The sequence below is a fragment of the Micrococcus sp. 116 genome (assembly GCF_902506395.1).
GTDB classification, from domain to species: domain Bacteria; phylum Actinomycetota; class Actinomycetes; order Actinomycetales; family Micrococcaceae; genus Micrococcus; species Micrococcus luteus.
In genome coordinates this window covers 1,458,197-1,469,274 of record NZ_LR732370.1, presented here as the reverse complement: position 1 = coordinate 1,469,274, position 11,078 = coordinate 1,458,197, and the positions used below count along the sequence as shown (strand labels likewise).

The 11,078-nt window shown below is 73.7% G+C and carries 10 protein-coding genes; 6 read left to right on the top strand and 4 right to left on the bottom strand.

Annotated elements, in window-relative coordinates; all coding sequences use genetic code 11:
• The 4 genes from CITRIK5_RS06755 to CITRIK5_RS06740 all read left to right on the top strand — a co-directional run.
• Positions 1-698 (top strand): glycine betaine ABC transporter substrate-binding protein (locus tag CITRIK5_RS06755; RefSeq protein WP_305075742.1); only part of this gene is annotated, 698 nt, incomplete at its 5' end.
• Between the two features lie 83 nt (positions 699-781).
• Entirely contained in the window at positions 782-2,020 is a 1,239-nt protein-coding gene (locus tag CITRIK5_RS06750; RefSeq protein ID WP_159833379.1) for a pyridoxal phosphate-dependent aminotransferase, read from the top strand.
• Positions 2,013-2,933 (top strand): PPK2 family polyphosphate kinase, encoded by a 921-nt coding sequence (locus CITRIK5_RS06745; RefSeq protein WP_049145656.1) that lies wholly within the window; start codon positions 2,013-2,015, stop codon positions 2,931-2,933. The genes CITRIK5_RS06750 and CITRIK5_RS06745 overlap by 8 nt, the downstream gene beginning before the upstream one ends.
• Positions 2,934-3,061: 128 nt before the next feature.
• Positions 3,062-3,646 (top strand): type 1 glutamine amidotransferase domain-containing protein, encoded by a 585-nt coding sequence (locus tag CITRIK5_RS06740; RefSeq protein ID WP_036383850.1) that lies wholly within the window; start codon positions 3,062-3,064, stop codon positions 3,644-3,646.
• Positions 3,647-3,791: 145 nt separating this feature from the next.
• Here the strand turns inward: CITRIK5_RS06740 and CITRIK5_RS06735 are convergent, their stop codons facing one another.
• Positions 3,792-4,079, bottom strand: coding sequence for an exodeoxyribonuclease VII small subunit (locus tag CITRIK5_RS06735; protein ID WP_036316619.1), 288 nt, complete (start codon positions 4,077-4,079; stop codon positions 3,792-3,794).
• Complete coding sequence (xseA, locus tag CITRIK5_RS06730) at positions 4,076-5,389, bottom strand: exodeoxyribonuclease VII large subunit (protein ID WP_159833377.1); 1,314 nt, start codon at positions 5,387-5,389, stop codon at positions 4,076-4,078. The genes CITRIK5_RS06735 and xseA overlap by 4 nt, the downstream gene beginning before the upstream one ends.
• A gap of 188 nt (positions 5,390-5,577) precedes the next feature.
• On the opposite strand from xseA, the gene CITRIK5_RS06725 reads away from it, so the two are divergent.
• Both CITRIK5_RS06725 and CITRIK5_RS06720 read left to right on the top strand, forming a co-directional pair.
• Positions 5,578-6,666, top strand: a complete 1,089-nt coding sequence (locus CITRIK5_RS06725) for a hypothetical protein (protein WP_159833375.1) — start codon at positions 5,578-5,580, stop codon at positions 6,664-6,666.
• 53 nt (positions 6,667-6,719) lie between these two features.
• On the top strand, positions 6,720-7,826 hold the full coding sequence (locus tag CITRIK5_RS06720; RefSeq protein ID WP_144825264.1) for a 4-hydroxy-3-methylbut-2-enyl diphosphate reductase: 1,107 nt from the start codon (positions 6,720-6,722) through the stop codon (positions 7,824-7,826).
• Positions 7,827-7,949: 123 nt separating this feature from the next.
• On the opposite strand, the gene CITRIK5_RS06715 is transcribed toward CITRIK5_RS06720, so the two are convergent.
• Together CITRIK5_RS06715 and rmuC are read right to left on the bottom strand one after the other, a co-directional pair.
• A complete protein-coding gene (locus CITRIK5_RS06715; RefSeq protein ID WP_159833373.1) occupies positions 7,950-9,662 on the bottom strand; it encodes a DASS family sodium-coupled anion symporter in 1,713 nt (570 codons plus the stop codon).
• 115 nt (positions 9,663-9,777) lie between these two features.
• The gene (rmuC, locus tag CITRIK5_RS06710) at positions 9,778-11,037 is read right to left on the bottom strand and encodes a DNA recombination protein RmuC (protein WP_159833371.1); all 1,260 of its coding nucleotides are present in this window, start codon (positions 11,035-11,037) and stop codon (positions 9,778-9,780) included.
• Positions 11,038-11,078: the final 41 nt, after the last annotated feature.

The window sequence follows — 11,078 nt, the reverse complement described above, 5'->3', positions numbered from 1 at the left end:
CCCCGCTGCCCGTCGGCGACCCCGCGGCCGACGCCCCGGCGGCCGGGCGCGTCCTGGAGACGCTGCTCGCCGAGGAGACGGCCGCGGCGGGGACGCCGCAGGCCGAGGCCCCGACGGCGCTGTCCTCGTCGGCGGGCGTGCTGCGCCTGACCGCGGCCGTCACCCAGACCACCGCGGCCCGGCTCGAGCTCGAGTCGATCACGGACCTCAACGGCCGGTGCGAGTCGCTCACCGCCGTCGCACCCCCGCCCCTGACCGCCGCGGCGGACCCGGAGGCAGACGCGGCCCTGCGCACCCGCCTGGACCGGCTCGCCGGCTGCCGGCCCGAGACCTGGCTGGCCGACACCGAGGACCCGACCGCCGCCGTCGTCGCGGACGAGGCCCAGGTCGCGCTGCTGACCGGGACGGATCCGGAGATCGACGCGAACACGCTCATCCCGCTCGAGGACGACGGCCGCGTGCTCCCGGAGGGGCGCCTGACCGCCGTCGGCTCCGCCCCGACGCTGGACGACGACGCCGAACGGCGCATCGCCGAGGTGATGTCCGCCCTCGACGGCGACGGCCTGCGCGAGCTCGAACGGCTCACCACGGGCGACGACCCGCTTCCGGTCGCCGAGGCCGCGCAGTACTGGCTGGTGGACCACGGCCTGGAGGACGCGCCCGAGGACTGGTTCGTGCCCCGCGGCTCCTGGTTCTGAGCCCGCACGGGGGAGGGGTGCCGGCCCGCGTCGCACGACCGCGACTGTGATGCACACCGCCCGGGGGGTGCCATGATGGGGGCATGCCGACCCCGCATCCCCGCCAGATCCGCCAGTCCGCCAAGCTGCTGAACGTCCGCTACGACGTGCGCGGCCCCATTCTGGAGGAGGCGCAGCGGATGGAGGCCGCGGGCCACCGGATCATGAGGCTGAACATCGGCAATCCGGCCCCGTTCGGCTTCGAGGCGCCGGACGCCGTCCTGGCGGCGATGCACCAGCACCTACCGCACGCGCAGGGCTACTCGGACTCCAAGGGCATCTACTCGGCGCGCACCGCCGTCTCGCAGTACTACGAGTCCCGGGGCATCCGGGACATCGGCGTGGACGACGTGTTCATCGGCAACGGCGTGTCCGAGATGATCACGATGGTCCTGCAGGCCCTGGTCGACGACGGCGACGAGATCCTCGTCCCCTCGCCCGACTACCCGCTGTGGACCGGCGCCACCACCCTGGCCGGGGGCCGGGCGGTGCACTACCGCTGCGTCGAGGAGGAGGGCTGGGAGCCCGATCTCGAGCACATCGAGTCCCTCATCACGGAGCGCACCAAGGGCATCGTCCTGATCAACCCGAACAACCCCACCGGCGCGGTCTACTCCCGCGCCGTGCTGCAGGGCATCGTGGACGTGGCCCGCCGCCACAACCTCGTCCTCATGGCGGACGAGATCTACGAGAAGATCACCTACGACGGCGCCCGGCACATCAACGCCGCCGGCCTGTCCGACGACGTGCTCACCTTGACGTTCTCCGGCCTGTCCAAGGCGTACCGGGTGGCGGGCTACCGCTCCGGCTGGGTGGCCGTGTCCGGGCCGAAGCACCGGGCCGCCGACTTCCTCGAGGGCCTGACCCTGCTGGCCAACATGCGGATGTGCGCCAACGTGCCGGCGCAGCACGCCATCCAGGTGGCACTGGGCGGCTACCAGTCCATCAACGACCTCGTCCTGCCCGGCGGTCGACTGCTCGAGCAGCGCAACCTCGCCCAGGACCGCCTGAACGCCATCCCCGGCGTGTCCGTGCAGCCGGCTCACGGCGCCCTCTACCTGTTCCCGCGGCTGGACCCGGAGGTCTACGCGATCGACGACGACGAGGCGTTCGTCATCGAGCTGCTGCGGGCGAAGAAGATCCTCGTCTCGCACGGCGGGGCGTTCAACTACCCGCACAGCGACCACTTCCGGCTCGTCACGCTGCCCAGCGTGAAGGACCTGAGCGTGGCCCTGGACCGCCTCGAGGACTTCCTCGAGGACTGGAGGGAGCGCCATGGCTGACACCCCGGCCACCGCGGCGGGCCGGCCCGCCCGCGCCACCGACGACGACGGCGTCTTCGACGCCCCCGCGCGGGAGCTGTTCGCCGCCCGCCGCGGGGACGAGGTCCGGGGCCCGGCCGACGTCGACGCCGCCGCGACGCCCGGCTACGGCGGGGACAAGGCGAAGGGCAAGAAGGACCTGGCCGCGCGCGGCCGGGCGCTCGCCGACCTGCAGGAGCTGCTGTTCGCCCAGTCGGTGCGCGACGCGCCCGTGGGAGAGGTGCCGTCCCTGCTGGTGATCCTGCAGGGCATGGACACCGCCGGCAAGGGCGGGATCATGCGCCACGTGATCGGGGCGATGGACCCGCAGGGCGTCCACCTGCACGCGTTCAAGGTGCCGACCCCGGAGGAGCGCGCCCACGACTTCCTGTGGCGCATCCGACCGCATCTGCCGCGGCCCGGCCTGGTCTCCGTGTTCGACCGCTCGCACTACGAGGACGTGCTCGTGCACCGCGTGCGCGGGCTCTCCCCGCTGGCCGAGGTGGAGGAGCGCTACGGGGCGATCCGCGAGTTCGAGGCGGCCGTGCGCGCCGCGGGGACGCGGATCGTCAAGGTGATGCTGCGGATCTCGCCGGAGGAGCAGGCCGAGCGCCTGCTGGCCCGCCTGGACGACCCCACGAAGCACTGGAAGTTCAGCGAGGGCGACCTCGACGACCGCGCGTACTGGGACCAGTACACGGACGCGTACCGGATCGCGATCGAGCGGACGGACACCGAGGACGCGCCGTGGTTCATCGTGCCGGCGGACCGCAAGTGGTTCGCGCGGCTGGCGGTGCAGCAGCTGATCATCGAGACCCTGCAGGGGATGGGGCTGGACTGGCCGGAGGCCGACTTCGACGTCGCGGCGGCCCGCCGTCGCCTGCTGGCGGGCTGAGCGCCGCCGTCGTCGCGGTGGGCGGTGCAGTGGTGGTCGGACCTTGCCAAGCCCGGGGCCGCGGTGAGTGGATGGAGGAACACCGGGCGCCGCAGAGGCGCGCCGGACCCGATCCGAAAGGTGCACTCATGACTGAGAACGCTGTCCAGAACGCCCCGCTGTCCGGCAAGACCGTCGCGTTCCTCGCGACCGACGGTGTCGAGCAGGTCGAGCTGACCTCCCCGTGGGAGGCCGTGATCGCCGCGGGTGCGACCCCCGTGCTCGTCTCCCCGAAGTCCGGCACCATCACCGCGATGAAGTCCGACTGGGAGCACGGCGAGTCCTTCGAGGTGAACACCACGGTGAAGGACGCCAAGGCCGAGGACTTCCACGGCCTCGTGATGCCGGGCGGCACCCTGAACGCGGACGCCCTGCGCATCGACACGGACGCCCAGGCATTCGTGCGTGCCTTCTTCGAGCAGCACAAGCCGGTGGCGGCCATCTGCCACGCCCCGTGGACCCTGATCGAGGCCGGCGTCGTGGACGGCCGCCGTCTGACCAGCTACGCGTCCCTGGAGTCTGACCTGAAGAACGCGGGCGCCCAGTGGGTGGACGAGGAGGTCGTCGTGGACAGCGGGCTGACCACCTCGCGCACCCCGGACGACCTCGACGCCTTCAACGCCAAGCTCGTGGAGGAGCTGGGCGAGGGCAAGCACGAGGACCAGACCGCCTGACCGACGTCGGGAGCAAGCCGCGTGGGCGGGGGCCGTTGGCCCCCGCCCCCGCCGTTTCTCGAACGAAAGCGCCGCGGAGGCCGCCGTTTCTCGAACGAAAGCGCCGCGGAGGCCGCCGTTTCCCGAACGAAAGTGGGGGGCGGGATCAGTCGGCGTCGGGGGCGGCCTCGCCGCGCACCTGGTCGAGGCGGGCGCGGGCGCCGTCGAGCCAGGCCTGGCAGCGGTCGGCCAGCGCCTCCCCGCGCTCCCACAGGGCCAGGGACTCCTCGAGGCCGGCGCCACCGGCCTCCAGCCTCCCCACGGTCTCCACCAGCTCGGCGCGCGCCTGCTCGTAGCTCATGCGGGCCACGTCCGAGACGTCCGCGGAGGTGAAGCCCTCCACACCGCTGGGGCGGCCCGCGTCCTGCGTCTGCTCCATGCCCTGTTCACTCATGCCTGTCGTGTCCTCTCGTGGGATGGGGTCGGGGTGGTCCGATGCGTCGCGACGACGTCCGCGGCGATCCGCCCGGCCGCCACGAGGATGTCGAGCCGGTCGTCCGGGGCGACCTGGTCCGCGTCGCGCACGACCTGCCCGGCGTGCTGGACCACGGCGTAGCCGCGGTCGAGAGTGCGCTGCGGGGACAGGGCGCGGACGCGGGCGCGCAGCTGCGTGAGGGCGTCCTCCTCGCGGACGAGCCGGTGGCCCAGGGCGGACCGGCCGCGCTCGCGCCACCGGTCCGTCTCCTCCTGCCGCGTGTCCACCATCACGTGCGGGCGGGCCAGCACGGGCCGGGAGCGCAGGGCCGCGAGCCCCTCGGCCTCGGCGTGCACGCGGCGCTCGACGGCCGAGGCCAGCCGCAGGCGCGCGTCGGCGAGCCCGGCGGCCTCCTGGGCCGCGTCCGGGACGATCCGTTTGGCCGCGTCCGTGGGCGTGGAGGCGCGCAGGTCGGCGACGTCGTCGAGGACCGGGCGGTCCGCCTCGTGGCCGATCGCCGAGACGACGGGCGTGCGCGCCGCCGCCACGGCGCGCACCAGTGCCTCGTCCGAGAAGGGGAGCACGACCTCCTCGAGCGCGCCGCCGCCGCGGGCGATGACGATGACGTCCACGGCCGGGTCGGCGTCGAGCTCGGCGAGCGCGGCGGCCACCTGTCGAGGGGCCTCGGCGCCCTGCACGGCGACCTCGCGGATCTCGAACTCGGCGGCGGGCCAGCGCAGCAGGGTGTTGCGCAGCACGTCCTGCTTCGCGTCCGAGTCGCGGCCGGTGATGAGCCCGATCCGGTGGGGGAGCAGGGGCAGGGGCCGTTTGCGCGCGGGGGAGGTCAGCCCCTCCTCGGCGAGGGCCCGGCGCAGCAGCTCCACGCGGGCCAGCAGATCGCCGAGGCCGACCGGGCGCATCTCCTGCACGTTCATGGACAATCGCCCGGCCTTGAGCCAGAAGTTCGGCTTCACGCGCGCCACCACGCGGGAGCCCTGCTGGACGGTCCCGTCCAGGGTCATGGCGACGTTCCGCCAGGCGGTGAGCGGCAGGGAGACCTCCTCCTCGAGGTCCCGCATGGTCATGTAGACGTTGCCGCGGTTGTTCTTGAACTCGATGAGCTGGCCCTCGATCCACGTGGCGGGGGCACGCTCGATGTGGGCCTTGAGGTTCTCGGAGAGCCGGCGCAGGGGCCACGGCCGCTCGGCGGAGGTCTCGCCCGCGCGGGCGGGTGCCGAGACGGGCACGTCCGACGTCGCCGAGGCGCCCTCGGTCACGGGGTGGTCCATCCGGGTCCCTCCTGTCCGCGCCCGGTCCGCCCGGGCACGGGCCCACCGTACCGCCCTCGCCGGACGCGCAAGACGGTGCCCCGGTGTCCCCCCGGGGCCGCCGCCGACCCGGTCGGGTGCTCAGACCGGGGAACCTCCGGCCAGGATCGGTACGCTCGACGGGGTCGGAACGGAATGGAAAGGACCCCATGCGCACCACCCTCAGCCTCCTCGTCGCAGCCCTGGCGGGCCTGCTGGCGGTGCTCGCGACGGCCGGCGCCCTCGTCGACGAGGCGACGCACCGCCCGGAGCTGCTGCGCGGGGTGACGGAGCAGGTCGCCGTGGACCCCGAGGTCCGCGCCGCCGTGCCGGGGGTGATCGACGACGTCGTGCACGACGCCGTCCCCGAGCAGGTGCCGGACCCGCTGGCCCAGGCGGCCGAGGACCTGCTGCGCCCGCTGGCCCAGCGCGTGGCGGACGACCCGCAGGTGGTGCAGGGCTGGTCCGACACCGCCGACGAGGCCCGGCGCGCCTGGCTCGCCCAGCTCGAGGACCCGCAGGGCGCGGACGAGCCCGGCTCGGGCGCGGACGTGACCATCCCGTTCGGTCCCGTCGCGCAGTCCGGGATCACCGCCGCCCTGGGCGACATCGAACGTGACCTGCGCGAGGACCGGTTCGACCTGCCCGGGCAGGCGCTGCTGGAGACGATCGTGGGCGCGGACGTCGGCGACTGGGCCGCGGACACCCTGCTGGCGCCCCTGTACGACCGCGCCGCGGAGCTGCGGGACAGCACCGCGCTGCGCATGGACGCGCGCATCGACGCCCTGGCCGGCACGGACCGGGCCACCGTGCACCGCTGGGTGGACGCCTCCGCGCACTGGCGCTGGGCCGCCGCCGCCTCCGTGCTGGCGCTCGTGGGCGCCCTGCTGCTCGCCCCCCGACGACGGCGGGGCCTCGCCGTGGCCGTGGCGGGTGCGGTCGCCCTGGCCGGCGGGCTGATCGGCGGCGCCCGCCTGGGTCCGGACGCGGTCCACCTCACGGCGCCCGAGGGGGCCTCCCCCGGGGTGGCCGCGTTCGTCCAGCAGATGGAGGACGCCTCAGGCCCGGCGTTCGCGGCCGCCGTCGCCCCCTACCCCCAGACCCTGACCACCCTGGGCTGGATCGTGCTGGCCGCGGGCCTGCTGCTGGCCCTGGCGGAGCTCGGGGTCGCTCGGCGTGGCCGGGTCCGCGCGGCCCGGGCGGACGGTTCCCCCGTGGTGGGCCGCTCCCACACCGCGGCCGACGTCACGTCGCGCTGAGCCCGCGGCGAAGCCCGGGCCCGGTCGGCGTCCCGGCCGATAGCATGGAGGGCATGTCCGCTCCCTCCGTCTCCGCCCGTCCGTCCGCCGTCGGCCTCGGGATGCCGCAGGTCCCGCGCGTCCGTCGTCCCCGTGAGGAGGTCGAGGCGGCCGCGCCCGTGTCCGGTGAGAAGCGCGTGCTGCTGGCCGCCCCCCGTGGCTACTGCGCCGGCGTGGACCGCGCCGTCGTCGCCGTCGAGAAGGCCCTCGAGCACCACGGCGCCCCCGTGTACGTGCGCAAGGAGATCGTCCACAACCGGCACGTCGTGGACACCCTGACCGAGCGTGGCGTGGTGTTCGTCGACGAGCTGGACGAGGTGCCCGAGGGCGCCCTGACCGTGTTCTCCGCGCACGGCGTGTCCCCGGCCGTCGTCGAGGAGGCCGCCCAGCGCAACCTGCGCACCATCGACGCCACGTGCCCGCTCGTGACCAAGGTGCACCGCGAGGCCGTGCGCTTCGCGAAGCAGGACAAGCAGATCCTGCTGATCGGCCACGAGGGCCACGAGGAGGTCGAGGGCACGTTCGGCGAGGCGCCCGAGCACACCACGGTGATCAACGACGTCGCCGAGGCCCAGACCATCCAGGTGGAGGACCCGGACAACCTGATCTGGCTCTCCCAGACCACGCTCTCCGTGGACGAGACCCTCGAGATCGTCTCCGTGCTGCGCGAGCGGTTCCCGAACCTGCAGGACCCGCCCTCGGACGACATCTGCTACGCCACCTCCAACCGGCAGGCGGCCATCAAGTCGATCTCGCCGGAGTGCGACCTGGTGATCATCGTGGGCTCGGCGAACTCCTCGAACTCGGTGCGCCTCAAGGAGGTCGCCGCGGAGTACGGGGCCTCCCGCGCCGAGCGCGTGGACTTCGCCAACCAGGTGGACGAGTCCTGGTTCGAGGGCGTGGCCACCGTGGGCCTGTCCTCGGGCGCGTCCGTGCCCGAGGTGCTGGTCCAGGAGGTGCTCGCGCTGCTGGCCGAGTACGGCTACGGGCAGGTGGACGAGGTGGTGACCGCCGAGGAGGACATCATCTTCTCCCTGCCCAAGGAGCTGCGCGCCGAACTCAAGCGGGTGGGCGACGAGTCCCGCTCGCTCGGCGGACGCCGCCGCGACGCCGAGGCCTGACCGCGCCCCTCGTCTCCTCGCTGAGGCCCGCAGACTCGCCGTCACGACGCCGGCGTAGCGGCGCGTCTGCGGGCCTCGGCGTGCCCGGGCCTCGGCGTTCCGGGCCGGCGGGTGGTCAGGGACTCAGAGCCCGAAGACCCAGACGAGCAGGGTCATCGACGCGATGGAGATCAGCACGACGGCGATGATGTTCAGCCACACGCCGCCCTTCACCATCTGGCCGATGGTCACGTAGCCGGAGCCGTACGCGATGGCGTTCGGCGGGGTGGCCACGGGCAGCATGAACGCGCAGGTCGCGGCGAGGGCGACGGGCGCGGCCAGCATGAGCGGGGCGACGCCGGTGCCCAGGGCCACGCCGGAGGCGACGGGCAGGAACGTGGCCGCGGTGGCCGTGTTCGAGGTCATCTCGGTCAGCAGCAGGATGCCGACGGCGGCGATCACCACGAGCACCCACACGGGGATGTCGCCGAGGCCCTTGACCTGCTCACCGAGCCACGTGGACAGGCCCGACTTGGAGAACTGACCGGACAGGGCCAGGCCGCCGCCGAATAGCAGGAGCACGCCCCACGGCAGCTCCTTCGCGGCCTCCCAGTCGAGCAGGCGCACGCCGCGCCCGGCCCCGCCGCCGGCCGGCAGGAGGAACAGGATGAGTCCGACGACCATGGCGATGGCCGCGTCCGAGAGCAGCGGGGACGTCAGGTCCAGGACGTACTCGGAGATCAGCGGCACGGTGATCCAGGCCAGCGCGGCGAGGATGAAGACGGCGAGGACCTTGGCCTCGGGGGCGCTCATGCGGCCGAGGCGGGCCAGCTCGGTGGCGATCAGGTCGCGGCCGCCGGGGACCACGTCGATCTCCGGGCGGAACAGCACGCGGGTGAGCAGGAACCAGCACGCGAAGAGCAGCACGACGGCGATCGGCACGCCGACCAGCATCCACTGGCCGAAGCCGATCTCCACGCCGTGCTCGGCGGCCATGTGGCCCGCGAGCAGGGTGTTGGGCGGGGTGCCGATGATGGTGCCGAGCGAGCCGATGGACGCGGCGTAGGCGATGCCGAGCATGAGCGCGGTGCCGAAGTTCGTCTTCGTGAGGGAGCGGATCTCGGCCTGCGTGGGGGCCTCGCCGGGCGCGGATGCGGGCGCTGCGGGGCGGTCGGCCTGGTCTACTGCCTCGTCCGCGGTCAGGGCGCCGTCCGTGCCGTAGCGCTGGACGAGCACGAGGATGGACACGCCGATGGGGAGCATCATCACGGCGGTGGCGGTGTTGGACACCCACATGGAGATGAACCCGGTGGCGATCATGAAGCCCAGGACGAGGTTCACGGTCCTGGCGCCCATGAACTTCAGGACGCCGAGCGCGATGCGCCGGTGCAGGTTCCACCGCTGCATGGCCAGGGCGAGCATGAAGCCGCCCATGAACAGGAAGATGATGTTGTTGCCGTAGCTCGCGCCGACGGCGTCGAAGGTGATGCCGCCGTCGGACTCCTCGGCGGGCACGCCGAGCGGGAAGACGACGAGCGGCAGCAGGGCGGTGGCGGGGATGGGCAGGGCCTCGGTCATCCACCACACGGCCATGAGCACGGCGGTGGCGGCGACGAGGCGGGGCCAGACGCCGAGGTCGCCCGGCATCAGCAGGAACAGGGCGACGGCGAGCAGGGGGCCGGCCACGAGGCCGATGATGCGCTTGACGTTCTCGCCGCCGGTCAGCGGCTCGTCACGCATGCCCGGGGAGAGCTCGTGTTCGAACTCCTGGGCGGCCGCTCGGGGGTTGAAGCGGGAGACGTGCTCGTTGACGTTGCTCGGCGGGGGGTCGATCGGGACTCCACGGGGCCTCCTCATCAAGTCAGGCCCTCGGCGCGGCCTGGCAATTCTCTGTGAGTTTCACCGTATCAAGTGATCTGGATCACCAGAAGGCGACCCCATCTCGGCGACGGAGTCCGCGCCCCGGCCCCGTTCACGCCTCCCGCGCCGACTCCTGCCGACGACGGCGCAGCTCGTCCTCCTCCACGCCCGCGACCAGTTCCGGGGCGGCCAGGGGCCGGGGCGCGGACTCGAGCGTGCGGATGTCCGGCGTGGGGGCCAGGCCCGGGTCGGCGTCGCGGAGGCGCCGGGCGGCGGGGAGCACGCGCGATTCGACGTTGCCGACGAGCTGGTTGTAGCGGTCCACGGTGGTCTTGAGGGAGCCGCCCATGCGGTCCAGGTGGGTGCCGAGCGTGCCGAGGCGCTCGTAGAGGTCCTTCGCGCTGGCCACCACGGTGTGGGCGTTCTCGGCCAGGGTGTCCTGCCGCCAGGCATAGGCCACGGACTTCAGGGCGGTCAGGAGGGAGACGGGGGCGACGAGCGCGACGTTCCGCGAGAACGCGTGGTCCAGCAGCCCGGGGTCCGCATCCAGGGCCGCGGCCAGGAGCGACTCGGCGGGCAGGAAGCACAGGACCAGCTCGGGGGAGTGCTCGAGGCCGGCCCAGTAGGACTTCGCGGAGAGCTGGTCCACGTGGCGGCGCACAGCCGCGGCGTGCTGGGCGGCCAGCGCCTGGCGCCGCTCGTACGCCTCCTCGCCGGGCTCGTCCGCGAGGGCCTCGGCGGCCAGCGCGTCCCCGATGGGGGCCTTGGCGTCCACGGCCATGGCCTTGCCGCCGGGCAGGGACACCACGAGGTCCGGGCGGAGGCGCTCGCCGTCCTTGCCGGACAGCGTGGCCTGCTCCGTGAAGTCCACGTGGTGGAGCATGCCTGCCGCCTCGACGACCCGCCGGAGCTGCGCCTCGCCCCAGTGGCCCCGCGCGGAGGTGGACTTGAGCGTGGCCATGAGCGACGTGGTCTGGTTCAGCAGGTCCCGGTCCGTGGCCGCGGCGGCGCGGAGCTGCTCCCCGAGCCGGCCGAACTGGGACGCCCGATCCCGTTCCAGCACGCTCACCTGCTCCTGGAGGTCCGCCAGCCGCTGGCCCAGCGGGGCGAGCGTGGACATCACCTGGGACTCCGCGCGCTGGCGTTCGGCATCCTCGGCGCGCGCGGCCGTGAGCGCGCGCTGTTCCGCCCGGGCGGCCGCGAGCTCCTCTCGCGCCCCCTGGTGCTCGGTGCGCAGCGCGGCCAGCTCGGCCTGGGCCCGGCGGGCCTCCTCACCGCCGCCGGCCGCCCGGCGCCACATGAGCCACGCGCCCACCAGGGCGCCCAGCACGAGTCCGAGGATGAGGGCGAGCAGCAGGCTGAGGATCTCCATGCCCCCACCCTCGCAGGCCGCACGGACACGGTAGGCCGCGG